Raw genomic sequence first — 16,158 nt, forward strand, 5'->3', positions numbered from 1 at the left:
TGGCGGTCTATGCCGACCCGGACCGGGATGCGTTGTTCGTGCGGTTGGCCGACGAGGCCCACGCGCTGGGCGGCTCGACCCCGGCGGATACGTACCTCGACATCGCCAAGATCATCGCGATCGCGCAGAAGACCGGTGCCGACTCGGTGCACCCCGGGTACGGGTTCCTGGCCGAGAACGCCGGGTTCGCCCAGGCCGTGCTCGATGCCGGGCTGGTGTGGATCGGTCCCCCGCCCGCCGCGATCGAGGCACTGGGTGACAAGGCCAAGGCCAAGCAGATCGCCCAACGGGCGAACGCCCCGCTCGCCCCGGGCCTGCCGGACCCGGTCACCGACGCCGACGAGATCGTGGAGTTCGCCCAGGCCCACGGGCTGCCGGTCGCGATCAAGGCCGTGTTCGGGGGCGGGGGCCGCGGCCTGAAGGTCGCCCACACCCTGGAGGAGATCCCCGACCTGTACGAGTCCGCGGCCCGCGAGGCGGTCTCGGCGTTCGGCCGGGGCGAGTGCCTGGTGGAGAAGTTCCTCGACCAGCCCCGGCACGTGGAGACCCAGTGCCTGGCCGACTCCCACGGCAACGTCGTGGTCGTCTCCACCCGCGACTGCTCCCTGCAACGACGCCACCAAAAACTCGTCGAGGAGGCCCCCGCACCGTTCCTCACCGACGACCAGGTCACCAGGCTCTACGAATCCTCCAAGGCCATCCTGCGCGAGGCCGGCTACGTCGGCGCCGGGACGTGTGAGTTCCTCGTCGCGAAGGACGGCACCATCTCCTTCCTCGAGGTCAACACCCGCCTCCAGGTCGAGCACTGCGTCTCCGAAGAAGTCACCGGCATCGACCTGGTCCGCGAGATGTTCCGCATCGCCGCCGGCGAGGAGCTCGGCTACCCCGACCCCGCCATCCGCGGCCACTCCATCGAGTACCGCATCAACGCCGAGGACGGCGGCGCCAACTTCATGCCCGCCCCCGGCACCCTGACCGCCTGGACCCCACCCACCGGCCCCGGGATCCGCCTCGACGGCGGCTACCAGAACGGCGAGACCGTCCCGGGCGCCTTCGACTCCCTGATCGCCAAGCTCATCGTCACCGGCGCGGACCGTACCCAGGCCCTCGAACGCTCCCGCCGCGCCCTCGCCGAGTTCGTCGTGGACGGCATGCCCACCGTCATCCCCTTCCACCGTGCCGTGGTCGAGGACCCCGCCTTCATCGGCGACGGGCACACCTTCTCGGTCTACACCACCTGGATCGAGACCGACTTCGACAACCAGATCACCCCCTACGCCGGGCACAGCGCCGACGCCGACGAGCCCGCTGAACGGCACAAGGTCACCGTCGAGGTCGACGGCCGCCGCCTCGAGGTCGTCCTGCCCGGGGGCCTCGGTGGCCTCAACACCGGCCACGGGGCAGCGAAGAAACCCAAGCGCACCGCCCGCACGAAGGCCGCCGCCGCCGCGTCCGGCGACGCCGTGACCAGCCCCATGCAAGGCACCATCGTCAAGGTCGCCGTCAGCGAGGGCGACCAGGTCACCGAAGGTGACGTGGTGGTCGTCATCGAGGCCATGAAGATGGAACAACCCATCAAAGCCCCCAAGACCGGCACCGTCACCGGCCTCCACGCCGAGGTCGGCGCCACCCTCACCCAGGGCGCCGTCATCTGCGAGCTCAAGCAGTCCCCAGCGGTCTGAAGAACCGAACAAGCCCAACCAACAAATCCAACCGACAAGCACTGGAGAACTCATGTTGCACCCCGAGGTACACCTCGCCGAGCTCGGCCTCGCCGTACCCGCCGTCGCCAAGCCGGTCGCCGCCTACGTCCCCGCGGTCCGCTCCGGCAACCACGTCTTCACCTCCGGCCAGCTGCCGATGCGCTCCGGCGAGCTGATGCTCACCGGCAAGGTCGGCGGCGAGGTCTCCCAGGAGGAGGCGGTCGAGTGCGCACAGCAGTGCGCCCTCAACGCCATCGCCGCGGTCAAGGCCGAGGTCGGTGACCTGGCGCTGGTCAAGCGGGTGGTCAAGGTCGTCTGCTTCGTCGCCTCCACCCCGGACTTCACCGGGCAGCCGGTCGTGGCCAACGGCGTGTCGGAGCTGCTCGGCAAGGTGTTCGGCGATGCCGGCATCCACGCCCGCTCGGCGGTCGGCGTACCCGTGCTGCCACTGGATGCGCCGGTCGAGGTCGAGCTCCTGGTCGAGGTCTGACCCGAGGAAGCGACACCGCTGCCCGACCTGGTCGCGCTTCGCGCCGCCGGCGCTCGCGACTTCCGCTCAGGTGCAGCTTGCCCCACACCAGCTCCGCGGCACCGGGGAGGTCGGCGTTTCGGGGACCGGGCCGGCCTCGGTCCGGGTACGGGGCTAGCGAGGACTTGCCAGGACTTCCTGGAGCAGGTCCTCGAGACTGACCTGGGCCAGCTCGCGCCTCAGGGTCTCCTCGAGTCGGCCGTAGACCCGCTCCATCACCGGCTGGATGGCGTGACCGACGATGCAACCCTGGTCGGGTTGGGCGCGGTGCATCGCGAACAGCGGACCGGGGTCGATCGCCTCGTACACCTCGAGCAGGGTGACGGCCTCCAGATCGCGCCGCAGGGACCAGCCCGCACCGAGGCCTCGCCGCGAGTCCACCAGCCCCGCCCTCCGCAGCTCACCGAGCAACCGCCTGATCACCACGGGATTGGTGTTCGCACTGCCCGCGATCTGCTCAGAGGTGGCCACCTCGTGGCCTCTGCGCTGGTAGAGCCCTATCCAGACCAGCGCGTGGGCGGCGATGGTCAATCGGCTGTTGGCACTCATGGACTCCTCCTCGCGACGTACCGCAGGCATCACACTGTCGTAACCGTAACGATTTCGTCGAACCTGTCGTAACAAGTATGGTTGCGACATTCAGGCACGAAGTCGATCGCAAGGAGTCAAGGAATGAACGAGCCCCTCACCCGCCCCCTCGACGGCAGGGTCGCACTGGTGACCGGGGGGTCCCGTGGACTGGGAGCCGCGACCGCGCGGCTGCTGGCAGAGCACGGCGCCAGCGTCGCGTTCACCTACGTCAGTTCCGACACGCGCGCCCGAGCGGTCGTCGATGACCTGCGTGGCAAGGGAGTGGATGCGGAGGCGTTCAAGGCCGACCAGGCCGACACGAGCCGCGCGGCTGCGCTCATCGACGACGTGGTCGGCCGCTTCGGAGGCCTGGACATCCTCGTCAACAATGCGGCGATCTCAGTGGAGCAGGGCCGCACGGTGGACGACCCGGACGCGGACATCGCGGCGTTGGACCAGATGCACGCCACGAACTATCTGGGCGTGATCGCCGTCATCCGGGCAGCCGCACGCGTGCTGCGCACGGGAGGCCGCATCATCACGGTGAGCTCAGGTCTGGGGACTCGGGTCGGCGTGCCGGGCCTTGCCGACTACTCGGCGACCAAGGCGGGCATCGAGAGGTACACCATGGGCGTGGCGCGGGACCTCGGTCACCGTGGGATCACCGCCAACGTCGTGGAGGCTGGCCTGATGGAGAGCGGTATGGAGCCGCCGGACCCCCAGGTGCTCGAGTCCCTGCTGAGCTCCCTGTCCCTGCAGCGCATGGGTCACCCCGACGAGATCGCTGCGGCGATCGGCTTCCTCGCAAGCCCCGCAGCGTCGTACGTGACGGGCGCCAAGCTGGACGCACACGGCGGCTACAACGCCTGAGCACGATCGGCCTCGTCATGACGAAGGGCCCTCCGACCGGTTTCCACCGGTCCGAGGGCCCTTCTTCGATACTTGACGCGTCCCAGCCGGAGCCGGGCGCTACACGTGCGCGAGGGGGGAGTTGAACCCCCACGTCCTTTCGGACACACGGACCTGAACCGTGCGCGTCTGCCTATTCCGCCACTCGCGCGTGAAGCGGGCCAAGGCTATCCCAGGCCGCTGAGTTGTCCCAAACGGGGGCGGACCACCCGGGCTGGCTGCCGGGGAGTGGGCACTCGCCCGGATACCATCGGTCGCAGCCCGGACCCTGCCGGGCCGGTAGTGGTGCACTCGTGCGCCTACTCGGCGGACTCACAGCGGAGGGGAGGAGATGTGGTGGGAGGCCTGCAGCGCTTCGAGCAGCGGCTGGAACAGCTGATCTCCGGCGCCTTCGCACGCGCCTTCCGCAGTGCGGTGCAGCCCGTGGAGATCTCCGCGGCGCTCCAGCGCGAGGTGGACAACAACGCCCAGATCCTAAGCCGCGACCGCCGGCTGGTGCCCAACGACTTCCACGTCGAGCTGTCGGGCACCGACCTCGACCGCCTCGCGCCGTACGACAACGCGATGGCCCGCGAGCTCACCGAGCAGCTCGAGGACCACGCCGACCAGCAGGGCTACGTGTTCCCCGGTCCGGTGACCATCTCGTTCGAGCCGGCCGAGGACCTGACCACCGGCCGCTTCCGGATCCGCAGCCGCGCACAGGCTTCCGTCACCGGAGCCGGTGCCGACGAGGCCACCCGTACCACGTCGCGGCGAGTGCGCGCCGTGCTCGAGATCAACGGCACCCGGCATCCGCTCAACCCTCCCGGCCTGGTGATCGGGCGCGGCAGCGAGGCCGACGTACGCATCAACGACCCCGGGGTGAGCCGGCGGCACGTGGAGTTCCAGGTCGCGGCGTCCGGCGAAACCGGACTCGACCTGTCGGTGCGCGACCTCGGCTCCACCAACGGCATGCTCGTGGACGGCCACAAGATGGCCCGCGCCTCGCTGCGCGACGGCAGCACGGTCCGCATCGGCAACACCACCATGCTGGTGCGGCTGGGCTCGACCGGCGAGGGCGGCGATGTCTGAGCTCACCTTGTTCCTGATCCGGCTCGCCTACCTGGCGATCCTGTGGATCTTCGTGCTCTCGGCCGTCTCGGTGATCCGCTCCGACATGTTCGGTGCCCGGGTGCCCGAGGCGGCCCGCGGCAACGCGTCGCCCGGCAAGAGCCCCAAGCCCGCCAAGGGCGGCCGGCGCCGCGGCGCGCCCACCCACCTGATCGTCGTCGAGGGCGAGAACACCGGCGCGCGGGCCGAGCTGGCCGACGCACCCCTGATCATCGGCCGCGGCACCGACGCCGCCATCCGGCTCGACGACGACTACGTCTCCACCCGGCACGCCCGGGTCGCCACGTCCGGTGACCAGTGGTTCGTCGAGGACCTCGGCTCCACGAACGGCACCTACCTCGGCTCGGTGCGGATCACGCAGCCCACGACGCTGACCCTGGGCACCCAGATCCGCATCGGCAAGACGATCCTCGAGCTTCGGAAGTAGGCGCCGATGACCCAGCGCACGCCCGATCCCGAGAACGACACCGTCATCCGCGACACCCGGATGGCTCTCGACCTCGACCGCCTCAACGGCGACGACGGCGCCCGCGAGGACATCCACCCTGACGACGAGCACCTGCACACCGCAGAGCGGGAGGACGCCGTACCCCCGGACGCCGAGAGCGCGATGCGCCTCGACTACTCCGCGATCTCCGACGTGGGTCGGGTACGACGCGACAACCAGGACTCCGGGTACGCCGGACCGTGGCTGCTCGCCGTCTGTGACGGGGTGGGCGGCGCCGTGCGCGGCGACCTGGCCTCCAGCACCGCCATCGGCGTCATCCGCCGCCTCGACGTCGCCCCGGCGGAGGATCTGCTCGGCCAGGTGGCCGGCTCGCTGCACCGCGCGCACGACCGGATCGGCGAGCTGGTCGACGAGGATCCCGGCCTCAACGGCACCAGCACCACCGCGACCGTGGCGCTCTTCGACGGCCACCGGCTGGGCATGGGCCACGTCGGCGACTCCCGTGCCTACCTCCTGCGCCGCGGAGAGCTCTCGCAGCTGACCCACGACCACACCTTCGTGCAGAGCCTCATCGACGAGGGCCGCATCACCGAGGACGAGTCGCGCACCCACCCGCACCGCAACCTCATCCTCAAGGCGATCGACGGCATCCGCGAGGTCGAGCCCGACCTCTTCGTCGTCGCCCTCGAGGTCGGCGACCGGATCCTGGTGTGCTCCGACGGGGCGTGCGGCGTCCTGCCCGACGAGCGGATGGCCGACATCCTCGGCTCCGGCAACCCCGACTTCGCCGCCGTCGAGCTGGTGCGCGCCAGCCTCGAGGCCGGCACCACCGACAACGTCACCTGTGTCGTGGCCGAGGTCGTGGCAGCCGGGCAGGCGATCAGCGCCGACCAGCCGCTGCTGGTCGGCGCCGCGGCCGAGCTGCCCCGCAAGGCACAGGCCGCCGAGCGGGGCGGCCTCTTCCGCGGCCACCGGTCCGGCGACACCGGAGAGATCCCGCCGGTGGGCGGCGCGCAGGTCGACCTCCCGCCGGAGGTGCCGTACGCCGTCGCGGCGGACCCGATCGACCCGGAGGACGCCCGCTACGCCCCCCGGCCACCGGGCAGCCACGCCTGGGTGCGGCGGGTGCTGCTCCTGGCCACCGTCGTCGGGATCGCCTGGATGGCCGGTGCCGCCGCCTGGCACTGGACCCAGCAGCAGTTCTACGTCGGCGAGTACGACGGGGTCGTGACGATCTACCGCGGCCTCAACACCGACGTGCCCGGCCTCGACCTGTCCAGCCCCTACGAGACGTCCGACGTCGCGACCGCCGAGCTCTCCGACTACGACGCCAAGCAGGTCCGTGAGGGCATGGAGGCCGACAGCCTCGAGGACGCGCACCTGACCGTCGACAACCTGGCCGCCCAACAGGTCACCGGCTGACGGCGATGTCGCAGTCAGCCAGCCTGATGGGCTTCGTGCACCGGCGCCGCCGCGGTGCGGAGCTGCTGCTGCTCGTCCTCGCGCTCGCCGTCGGCATCGGCGCCTACGCCGCCGTCGGCCTGGGTGTCGAGGGCGTCGTACCCACCGACCTGGTCGGGTACGGCGGCTGGCTGACCGCGCTGATCCTGGCCGCGCACGTGACGATGCGGCTCACCGCGCCGTACGCCGACCCGGTGCTGCTGCCGGTCGTCGCCGCCATCAACGGCCTGGGCCTGGCGGTGATCCACCGACTCGACCTCGCGAAGGAGGCCGCCGGCCGGCCGCACGACTTCGCCCAGCAGCAGCTGACCTGGATGACGCTCGGCGTGGTGCTCTTCATCGCCGCGCTGGTGGTGCTGCGCGACCACCGGGTCCTGCAGCGGTTCACCTACACCTTCGGCCTGGCCGCGATCGTGCTGCTGCTCCTCCCCCTGGTGCCCGGCTTGGGCACCGAGAAGAACGGCGCCCGCATCTGGATCCTCGTGGGCCCGTTCAGCTTCCAGCCCGGCGAGGTCGCCAAGGTGCTGCTGGTCGTGGCGTTCGCGGGCTACCTCGTACCGCACCGCGACGCCCTCGCACTCGCCGGCCGCCGGCTGCTCTTCCTCGACCTGCCCCGCGGGCGCGACCTCGGGCCGATCCTGGCGATGTGGCTGGTCAGCCTCGGCGTGCTGGTCTTCCAGCGCGACCTCGGCTCCTCGCTGCTGTTCTTCGGCCTCTTCCTGGTCATGCTGTACGTCGCCACCGAGCGCCCCGGCTGGCTGGTGCTCGGCACCGGGCTCTTCGCGCTCGGCGCCTTCGCGGGCTACACCGCCTTCGCCCACGTGCAGACGCGGGTCGACGTGTGGCTGCGCCCCATGGACTTCTACTCCGACGCTGACGGGGCGAAGAGCTTCCAGATCGTCGAGGCGCTCTTCGGCATGGGCTGGGGCGGCCTGATCGGCCGCGGCTTCGGCGGCGGCAGCCCCGACCGCGTCCCCTTCGCCGAGTCCGACTTCATCGTCGCGGCCATCGGCGAGGAGCTCGGCCTCACCGGCGTCATCGCGGTGATCCTGCTCTACGGGCTGATCGTCGAGCGCGCCCTGCGCACCGCCCTGATCTGCCGCGACGGCTTCGGCAAGCTGGTGGCGCTCGGTCTCGGCAGCGTGTTCGCCCTCCAGGTCTTCGTCGTCATCGGCGGCGTCACCAAGCTCATCCCGCTCACCGGCCTCACCACGCCGTTCCTGTCGTACGGCGGATCCTCCCTGGTCGCCAACTGGGTGATCATCGCGCTGCTGTCGCGCATCTCCGACCAGGCCAGGCGACCGGTGCCCGATCTCTCGGTGCCCGACGACAGCGACTCCGACACCACCCAGGTTGTGAAGCTCCCGTCATGAACAAGCCCATCCGCGCGGTCTCGATCTTCTGCATGGCGCTCTTCCTCGCGCTCATGGTCAACGCGACCTACGTCCAGTACGTCGACGCGGGAGACCTCGCCAGCGACCCCAACAACCGGCGGGTCATCGCAGCGGCGTTCTCCCGGGAGCGCGGTGCCATCCTGGTGGGCCGCGACGCGATCGCCGAGAGCGTGCCATCCGACGACGAGTACAAGTTCCAGCGGCAGTACCCCAAGCCGCTGCTCTACGCCCCCGTCACCGGCGCGTTCTCCTACTTCACCCAGAGCGGGATCGAGCGCAGCCAGAACGACGTGCTGTCCGGTGAGGACTCCCGGCTCTTCGTCACCCGGCTGGTCGACATGTTCACCAACTCCGAGCCCAAGGGCGGCAACGTCACGCTCACCTTGGACCCCGCGGCGCAGCAGGCGGCGTACGACGGCCTGATGGGGCTGCCGGGCCCGGTGGAGGGAGCGGTCGTGGCGATCGCCCCGTCCTCGGGCAAGATCCTGGCGATGGTCTCAGTGCCCTCCTACGACCCCAACCGGCTGGCCAGCCACCGCTTCGGCGAGGTCGCGGACGCCTCCAACGACCTCGAGGACGACGAGGCCGAGCCGCTGATCAACCGGGCCATCTCCAAGCGCCTTCCTCCAGGCTCGACGTTCAAGCTCGTCACCGCGGCCGCCGCGATCGAGAGCGGCAACTACGACGCCGACTCCAAGGTGCCCGGAGGCCCGACCTACCAGCTGCCGCTGACCAGCGGTCCGACCGGGCTCATCGACAACGAGGGCCGCTCCTGCGGCACCAACCGGATCCCCTTCGTGCAGGCAATGGAGAACTCCTGCAACACCACCTTCGCCGCGCTCGCCGTGGAGCTGGGGCCCGACGCGATGCTCGAGCAGGCCGAGAAGTTCGGCTTCAACTCGCAGTACCTCGACGACCTGGGCGGGCAGGCCACCTCGGTGTTCCCGGAGGAGGCCGACCAGGCGCAGGTCGGCCAGACCGGCATCGGCCAGTTCGACGTGTCGGCGACCCCGCTCCAGATGGCCATGGTGGCCGCGGCCATCGGCAACGGCGGCTCGGTGATGAAGCCCTACATCGTCGACGAGGTGCGCTCCCCCAACCTCCAGGTGCTCGACAAGACCGGCGACCGCGAGCTCTCCCAGGCCGTCTCGTCCACCACCGCGAGCGAGCTGACCGACCTGCTCGTGGCCACGGTCGACACCGGCACCGCCTCCCCGGCCGCCATCCCGGGCATCAAGGTGGCCGGCAAGACCGGCACCGCGCAGAGCGGCAACCCCGAGGTGCCGCCGTACGCCTGGTTCGTGTCCTTCGCCCCCGCCGACGACCCGCAGGTCGCTGTGGCCGTGATGATCGAGAAGGCCGGCATCGAGCGCGGCGAGATCGCCGGCGGCCGGCTCGCCGGGCCCATCGCCCGCTCGGTGATGGAGGCGGTGATCAACCAGTGAGCCAGCTCCCGTCGGTCGACGACGCCGGCCGCTACACCCTCGACTCCCGGATCGCCACGGGTGGCATGGGCGAGGTCTGGAAGGGCATCGACTCGGTGCTGGACCGCAGCGTCGCGATCAAGCTGCTCAAGGCGGAGTACGCCGACGACGCGACCTTCCGCACCCGCTTCGAGGTGGAGGCCCGGCACGCCGCCGCGCTGCACCACCCGGGCATCGCGGCCGTCTACGACTTCGGCGAGGCGACGCCGGCTCCCGGGTCCGGCACCCACCGGCCCTACCTCGTCATGGAGCTGGTCGACGGCCAGCCGCTGTCGGCGCTGCTGCGGCCGGGACAGCCCCTCGACGCCGCGGCAACCCGGGACCTGCTGGCCCAGGTGGGCGACGCCCTCGGCGCGGCCCATGCCGCCGGCATCGTGCACCGCGACATCAAGCCGGCCAACCTGCTCGTCACCCCCGACCGCCAGGTCAAGGTCACCGACTTCGGCATCGCCCGCGCCGCCGAGGGGATGGCCCTGACCCAGACCGGTCAGGTGATGGGCACCCCGCAGTACCTCTCCCCCGAGCAGGCCGAGGGCGGCATCGCCAGTCCTGCCTCCGACGTCTACTCCCTGGCCGTGGTGGCCTTCGAGTGCCTGGCCGGCCGACGGCCCTTCGACGCCGAGACCGCGGTCGCCACCGCCCTCGCACACGTCCGCGAGCCGGTGCCCGAGCTGCCGGGCAACGTGCCGGCCGACCTCGCCGCCGTCGTACGCCGCGGGCTGGCCAAGGACCCCGCCGACCGGTACCCCGACGGTGCGGCCTTCGCCGACGCCTTGCGCGACCCGGCCACCGCGGCGACGGCCATCGTGGCCGCTCCCGTGCCGACGCGCACTCCGGCGGAGGGCATGACCCAGGTCATGGCGGCGGCCCCCGCCGCCCCGGTCACGGCGCAGACCCAGACCGCCGCCCCGGCTGGTCGCAAGGCGCCGGTGTGGCCGTGGCTGCTGCTCCTCGCCGCCGTCTGCATCGCGGCCGTCGTCGTCTGGCAGCTGATGGCGGGTGGCGGCGACGACCCCGACCCCGCGCCGACGTCGCCCTCGGAGACCCGGTCGAGCTCGCCGCCACCCAGCGAGGAGGCGCCCGAGACGATCACCGTCGACGCCGACGACTACATCGGCCGCGACATCCGCGACGTGGCCCGCGAGCTCACCCGCGCCGGCCTGCGAGTCTCCCGCAACGAGATCGACAACCCCGGCGACGAGCAGCAGGGCCTGGTCACCGCGGTCGAGCCGTCGGGCGACCTCACCGACGGCGACCGGGTGACGGTCAGCTTCTGGGGCGCCCCGCCCGAGGAGCCGACGGAGGAGCCGACCCCCACCGACGAGCCGACTCCGACCGAGGAGCCGACGCCGACCCCGACCCCGACGCCGACCCCGACTCCGACGCCGAGCCCGACGCCGACGCCGCTCCCCACCCCGACCCCGACGCCTGGCGGGACGCCGACACCCGTCGTACCCACCCAGACGCCGTCCCCCGCCCAGCAACACGTGGAAGGTGATCGATGAGCAAGCCCGAGCCGGTCGTGGTCGGCGGTCGTTACGAGCTCGGCGAGCTGCTGGGTCGTGGCGGCATGGCCGAGGTGCGCAAGGGCACCGACTCGCGGCTGGGACGGACCGTCGCGGTCAAGCGGCTGCGCACCGACCTGGCCAGCGACGCCACCTTCCAGGCTCGCTTCCGGCGCGAGGCGCAGTCGTCGGCCTCGCTCAACCACCCGGCAATCGTGTCGGTCTACGACACCGGCGAGGAGCAGGCCGACGACGGTCACGACGGGGTCGCCCAGCCGTACATCGTGATGGAGTACGTCGCGGGGCGCACGCTGCGCGACATCCTGCGCGAGGGGCGCAAGATCCTTCCCGAGCGCGCTCTCGAGATCACCAGCGGCGTGCTGTCCGCCCTGGACTACAGCCACCGCGCGGGCATCATCCACCGCGACATCAAGCCCGGCAACGTGATGCTCACGCCGAGCGGCGACGTGAAGGTGATGGACTTCGGCATCGCCCGCGCGATCTCCGACGCCGCCAACACCATGACCCAGACCGCGGCGGTGGTGGGTACGGCGCAGTACCTCTCCCCCGAGCAGGCCCGCGGCGAGACCGTCGACTCCCGCTCCGACGTCTACTCCACCGGCTGCCTGCTCTACGAGCTGCTGACCGGTCGGCCGCCCTTCGTGGGCGACTCGCCCGTGGCGGTCGCGATCCAGCACGTTCGGGAGCCCGCCGTACCCCCGAGCGACCTCGACTCCGAGCTGACGCCCGAGATCGACGCGATCGTCATGAAGTCCCTGGCCAAGCGCGTCGAGGACCGCTACCAGAGCGCGGCCGCGATGCGCGCCGACATCGAGCGCTACCTCGCCGGGAGCCCGGTGCAGGCGCCCAAGGTCGTGCCGCCGCCGGTCGTCGCACCGCCCACGACGGTCGTGCCGCAGGCCACCGGCCACCAGCCGCCCCTCGGTCCGCCGACCGGACAGCGGCCGGTCGACGGGCGCGACGACCGTGGCCCGCGGACCACCCTCATGGTGGTGCTCGGCCTGCTCGTCATCGCCCTGATCGCGGGGGCGGCGTTCCTGCTGCCCCGCATGTTCGACGAGCAGAGCACGAAGACGCCGGTGCCCAACCTCCTCGGCCTCACCGAGTCGGCGGCGCGCTCGGAGATCGGCTCGGCCGGGTTCACCGTCGGACGCGTCGACCACGAGCCATCGGCAGACGACCCCGCCGACACGGTGATCCGGCAGGACCCCAACCGCGACGTCTACGCCGAGCCCGGGACCACCATCGGATTCGTCGTGTCGACCGGCAAGCCAGAGGTGGAGGTGCCGTTCGTCGTCGGTCTCCCCAAGGGCCAGGCCCGCGACGACCTGCGCGCCCGCAACCTCAAGGTCAAGCTGGTGGAGGCGGAGTCCGACGAGCCCCAGGACCAGGTCATCGAGGTGAGCCCCCCCGCCGGCGAGAGCGTGGCCGAGGGCTCGACCGTGACCCTCTCGTGGTCCGACGGCCCCGAGACGGTGCCCGACGTCGTCGGCATGCGGCAGAAGGCCGCCGAGCAGGCGATCACCGAGGCCGGGTTCAAGCCCGAGGCGGTGCCGGACAGCGACACCACGGAGCCGGCCGGCACGGTGGTCCGGCAGATCCCGCCGGCCAGCGAGCAGCCGGAGGGCACGACCGTGACCATCTTCGTGTCGACCTACGTCCCGCCGACCGAGCCGCCCACAGCGCCCCCCACAGCGCCCCCCACCGGGCCGCCCACGGCACCCCCGACGGGACCGCCGACCGGGCCACCGACGACCGAGCCGCCCCCGGCGCTGACGCCGGCTAGCCGGGTGCGTCCGCCGGCAACGCCTGAGCGAAGGTCAGGCTGAGCAGGCCGTCGTACGCCGGGGCCGTGACGAGCGGCGTGAGCTCGAGCCCCCAGCCGACCGCGATGTCGGGGTTGGAGGCGTCGCGCCGGTAGCGCTGGACGTACTCGTCGACGTCGATGGAGCCCAGCATCCCAGCCTGGTTGCCCACGCCGGTGATGACGTACGGCGGCGAGTAGGGCACGCCCTGAAGGGTGACCGTGTTGCCGGTGCACTTGATGCCGGTGGTGGAGATGATGCGCTGGCCCTGGACGGTCACCGCCGTCGCCCCGCCCCGCCACAGCGCGTTGACCACGGCCTGGATGTCCTGCTGGTGGACGACCAGGAAGTTGGGGTTCTCGGCGGAGGTCTCGATGAGCTCCTGGGGCGCGTCGGTCAGCGTGACCGTCACTCCCGGGCCGGTCCTCGGGGTGAGGCCGGCGGGGTCCTGCAGCTCCTCGATGCGCCGCTGGTGGCGGTTGACCGCGCGGTCCCCGAGACCTGAGCTCAGCCCCTCGACCTGCTGGGTCAAGGTGGCCACCCGCTCGGTGAGCCGGTTCGCCTCGCTGCGCTCGGCCCGCACCACCGACGCCAGGTCGGTGTAGCGACCCGGCCGCAGATCGGTGCCGTCGCTGTTGTCCGCGCTGACCACGAACAGGGCCCCGCTGAGGAGGAAGGCCACCGGCGTACCGATCTGCCACAGCCGTGACCGAGGCGCGCGCGAAGGGCGCGTGTCGGGGCTTGCGTGGGAGCCGTGCGGCATGGCGACTACGCTAACCCCCCGGTGGGCGCGCCGTACGCGCGTGCCTGTCGTATCCGACCTCGTCGCAACTGACGCAGAGCAGTGAGGATCCACCGGTGGCCAAGCAGTCCACGCCCAGCAAGTACCGCGACCCAACCTCGGGCCCCATCATCACACCGCGGGCCGTCATCGCGCTGCTGCTGGTGGTGGTGGGCATCGCCTGGATCGTCTACTACTACCTCGGGGTGCGCGTCGACCCCGACGTCCTGCCCGCGCCGAAGCCGGGTGGACCCGGTTTCATGGCCGACCTGGGCAAGTGGAACTACGCGATCGGCTTCGGGCTCCTGATGCTCGGCCTGGCCGCCTCCGCGCATCCCGCCACCCCGCTCGGCCGCGGCCGTGGCGTGGTCGTCGGCATGCTCGGCTGCTTCGTCATCGGGCTGATCTGGATCTGCACGTTCTACGTCGTCAGCGACCCCGACTCGCTGCCCAAGATCCCTGTGATGAACGATCTCGGCCAGTACAACCTGCTCGTCGGCATCGCCTTCATGGGCGTGGGCTTCACGTTCGCGACGCGCTGGGAGTAGCCGAGCCGCACGCTGTGCGTCGACCCGCCCCGAGGACCTCGGGGCGGGTCGTCGGCATTTCGGGGCGTCGTTCCCTCGAACTACAAGCCTGTAGTTCTGCACAGGTCTGTGCACAGCTGTGGAGAACCTTCGCGGGGCTTCCTTGCGCTTCGAGGGGGTTGCAACGCCCGCGAAGCGCGGTGATACCCGGATATCCGGGTATCACGACGCCCGGGATCACTACCCCGGGATCACGGCGCCAGAGAAGCCCGCTCAGGTGAGCGCGAGGGTGCGGGCCACGACGAGCCCCGCGAGCACGGCGGTGAGGGCGCCGAGACCGACGGCCTGTACGGCGCCACGGCGGGGCCGGGGGGCGTAGACGATGATCGCGGCGATCAGCACACCGCCGACGAGCCCGCCGAGGTGGCCCTGCCACGAGATGAAGCCGCGTCCGACCACGGTGATGGCGACGTTGATGCCGATCCACATCAGGAGCTGGGAGACGTTGCCGCGCACCTTGAACGCCAGCACGAGCAGCCCGCCCATCAGCCCGAAGACCGCGCCCGACGCGCCGAGGGTCGAGCCCTGCGGGGCCGCCAGCAGGTAGACCAGCGTCGACCCGGCCAGCGCCGAGAGCAGGTAGAGCGCCAGGAAGCGGGCCCGGCCCAGGGCGGCCTCGAGCTGCGGGCCGAGCACCCATAGGGCCAGCATGTTGAAGCCGATGTGCCAGATCTCGACGTGCAGGAACGCGCTGGTGAGCAGCTGCCAGACCGCACCGTCGGCCACGCCGGGGATCCACTGGGCCGTGGCCGAGTTCACGCACGCGGCCTCGGAGACCCCGGGGAAGTACTGGCCCGACGAGCCCGAGGGCACGCACCGCCCGGCGGGCAGCAGCGCCAGCACGTCGTAGAGCCGGCTGCCCGCACCCCCGGTCGCCACGACCAGGAGCCACACCGCCGCATTGATGCCGATCAGCACCTTGGACGTCAGCGTGGGGTCGCCGGACCGCCGGCCGCCGTACGCCGCGCGGCCGGACCGTGTCGACTTCGCACCCTCCGCCACGCAGTCAGGGCACTGGAAGCCGACCGCCGCGTCGCGCATGCAGTCAGGGCAGATCGACTTGCCGCAGCGCTGGCAGGAGATGTAGGTCTCCCGATCGGGGTGCCGGTAGCAGGTCGGCACCCCGGCCGGGGCGGTCGGCTCGGTCACGTCGGCGGGTGACTCAGGCGCCGGTGATCTCGACGGTCTCGATGACCACGGGCTCGGTCGGGCGGTCCATCGCGCCGGTCGGCACCTTGCCGATCGCGTCGACGACGTCGCGCGAGGCCTGGTCGGCCACCTCACCGAAGATGGTGTGCTTGCGGTTCAGGTGCGGCGTGGGGCCGAGGGTGATGAAGAACTGCGAGCCGTTGGTCGACGGGCCGGCGTTGGCCATCGCGAGCAGGTAGGGCTTGTCGAAGACCAGCTCGGGGTGCGGCTCGTCCTTGAACGTGTAGCCCGGGCCGCCGGTGCCGGTGCCGAGCGGGCAGCCGCCCTGGATCATGAAGCCGTCGATGACGCGGTGGAAGCCGAGGCCGTCGTAGTAGCGCTCGCCGCTGCGGCCGGCGTCGTCCTTGTAGTCCTTGGTGCCCTCGGCCAGGCCCACGAAGTTGGCCACGGTCTCGGGGGCGTGGTTGGGGAACAGGTTGATGACGATGTCACCCTTGTTGGTCTTCAGGGTGGCCTGCTGGTCAGCCATGGCTGCCTCTCGATTCGACGGTGGTGTGGTGGTGCTCGGTGCGGGAAGTGCACGGGCGATCCTGCCACGAGCCGCAAGGCGGCAGACGCCCGGTCGAGCCGTTCATCGGACTGGCTGTAGCCCCGGTTGGCGCGGCATGGTGAGATGGAGTCCCACCGAAGAAAGGTTGGCCA

At 71.3% G+C, this 16,158-nt stretch carries 15 protein-coding genes and 1 tRNA gene; 11 read left to right on the forward strand and 5 right to left on the reverse strand.

The window, feature by feature from the left end:
• Both ACP7BP_RS19820 and ACP7BP_RS19825 read left to right on the forward strand, forming a co-directional pair.
• On the forward strand, nt 1–1,682 hold a 1,682-nt coding region (locus tag ACP7BP_RS19820), incomplete at its 5' end, for an acetyl/propionyl/methylcrotonyl-CoA carboxylase subunit alpha (protein WP_426247194.1).
• A gap of 52 nt (nt 1,683–1,734) precedes the next feature.
• A complete protein-coding gene (locus tag ACP7BP_RS19825) occupies nt 1,735–2,193 on the forward strand; it encodes a RidA family protein (protein WP_426247196.1) in 459 nt (152 codons plus the stop codon).
• Between the two features lie 153 nt (nt 2,194–2,346).
• On the opposite strand, the gene ACP7BP_RS19830 is transcribed toward ACP7BP_RS19825, so the two are convergent.
• On the reverse strand, nt 2,347–2,781 hold the full coding sequence (locus tag ACP7BP_RS19830; RefSeq protein ID WP_426247198.1) for an Rrf2 family transcriptional regulator: 435 nt from the start codon (nt 2,779–2,781) through the stop codon (nt 2,347–2,349).
• Nucleotides 2,782–2,904: 123 nt separating this feature from the next.
• Here ACP7BP_RS19830 and ACP7BP_RS19835 point away from each other — a divergent pair, with 123 nt between their 5' ends.
• Complete coding sequence (locus ACP7BP_RS19835; RefSeq protein WP_426247200.1) at nt 2,905–3,672, forward strand: SDR family NAD(P)-dependent oxidoreductase; 768 nt, start codon at nt 2,905–2,907, stop codon at nt 3,670–3,672.
• 106 nt (nt 3,673–3,778) lie between these two features.
• On the opposite strand, the gene ACP7BP_RS19840 is transcribed toward ACP7BP_RS19835, so the two are convergent.
• Nucleotides 3,779–3,862 (reverse strand) — tRNA-Leu (locus ACP7BP_RS19840).
• 185 nt (nt 3,863–4,047) lie between these two features.
• On the opposite strand from ACP7BP_RS19840, the gene ACP7BP_RS19845 reads away from it, so the two are divergent.
• From ACP7BP_RS19845 to pknB, 7 genes are read left to right on the forward strand one after another with little or no spacing between them, the layout of a single operon-like run.
• On the forward strand, nt 4,048–4,782 hold the full coding sequence (locus ACP7BP_RS19845; RefSeq protein WP_426247201.1) for an FhaA domain-containing protein: 735 nt from the start codon (nt 4,048–4,050) through the stop codon (nt 4,780–4,782).
• A complete protein-coding gene (locus ACP7BP_RS19850; RefSeq protein ID WP_426247203.1) occupies nt 4,775–5,248 on the forward strand; it encodes an FHA domain-containing protein FhaB/FipA in 474 nt (157 codons plus the stop codon). The genes ACP7BP_RS19845 and ACP7BP_RS19850 overlap by 8 nt, the downstream gene beginning before the upstream one ends.
• 6 nt (nt 5,249–5,254) lie before the next feature.
• Entirely contained in the window at nt 5,255–6,691 is a 1,437-nt protein-coding gene (locus tag ACP7BP_RS19855; RefSeq protein ID WP_426247205.1) for a PP2C family protein-serine/threonine phosphatase, read from the forward strand.
• Nucleotides 6,692–6,696: 5 nt separating this feature from the next.
• On the forward strand, nt 6,697–8,103 hold the full coding sequence (locus ACP7BP_RS19860; protein ID WP_426247207.1) for an FtsW/RodA/SpoVE family cell cycle protein: 1,407 nt from the start codon (nt 6,697–6,699) through the stop codon (nt 8,101–8,103).
• Complete coding sequence (locus ACP7BP_RS19865; protein ID WP_426247209.1) at nt 8,100–9,569, forward strand: peptidoglycan D,D-transpeptidase FtsI family protein; 1,470 nt, start codon at nt 8,100–8,102, stop codon at nt 9,567–9,569. The genes ACP7BP_RS19860 and ACP7BP_RS19865 overlap by 4 nt, the downstream gene beginning before the upstream one ends.
• Nucleotides 9,566–11,113, forward strand: a complete 1,548-nt coding sequence (locus ACP7BP_RS19870; protein ID WP_426247210.1) for a serine/threonine-protein kinase — start codon at nt 9,566–9,568, stop codon at nt 11,111–11,113. The genes ACP7BP_RS19865 and ACP7BP_RS19870 overlap by 4 nt, the downstream gene beginning before the upstream one ends.
• The gene (gene pknB, locus ACP7BP_RS19875) at nt 11,110–12,963 is read left to right on the forward strand and encodes a Stk1 family PASTA domain-containing Ser/Thr kinase (protein WP_426247212.1); all 1,854 of its coding nucleotides are present in this window, start codon (nt 11,110–11,112) and stop codon (nt 12,961–12,963) included. The genes ACP7BP_RS19870 and pknB overlap by 4 nt, the downstream gene beginning before the upstream one ends.
• On the opposite strand, the gene ACP7BP_RS19880 is transcribed toward pknB, so the two are convergent.
• Nucleotides 12,917–13,621, reverse strand: coding sequence for a DUF881 domain-containing protein (locus ACP7BP_RS19880; RefSeq protein WP_426247214.1), 705 nt, complete (start codon nt 13,619–13,621; stop codon nt 12,917–12,919). The two genes, pknB and ACP7BP_RS19880, sit on opposite strands and share 47 nt — an antisense overlap.
• A gap of 149 nt (nt 13,622–13,770) precedes the next feature.
• Between ACP7BP_RS19880 and ACP7BP_RS19885 the strand changes: the two genes are divergently transcribed.
• The gene (locus tag ACP7BP_RS19885) at nt 13,771–14,268 is read left to right on the forward strand and encodes a cell division protein CrgA (RefSeq protein WP_426247522.1); all 498 of its coding nucleotides are present in this window, start codon (nt 13,771–13,773) and stop codon (nt 14,266–14,268) included.
• Nucleotides 14,269–14,520: 252 nt separating this feature from the next.
• Here ACP7BP_RS19885 and ACP7BP_RS19890 read toward each other — a convergent pair whose 3' ends face one another.
• Both ACP7BP_RS19890 and ACP7BP_RS19895 read right to left on the reverse strand, forming a co-directional pair.
• A complete protein-coding gene (locus tag ACP7BP_RS19890) occupies nt 14,521–15,456 on the reverse strand; it encodes a rhomboid family intramembrane serine protease (protein ID WP_426247216.1) in 936 nt (311 codons plus the stop codon).
• A gap of 13 nt (nt 15,457–15,469) precedes the next feature.
• The gene (locus ACP7BP_RS19895) at nt 15,470–15,985 is read right to left on the reverse strand and encodes a peptidylprolyl isomerase (protein ID WP_426247218.1); all 516 of its coding nucleotides are present in this window, start codon (nt 15,983–15,985) and stop codon (nt 15,470–15,472) included.
• Between the last annotated feature and the right edge of the window lie 173 nt (nt 15,986–16,158).

This window comes from Nocardioides sp. LHG3406-4, from assembly GCF_049897745.1.
Classification (GTDB): Bacteria; Actinomycetota; Actinomycetes; order Propionibacteriales; family Nocardioidaceae; genus Nocardioides.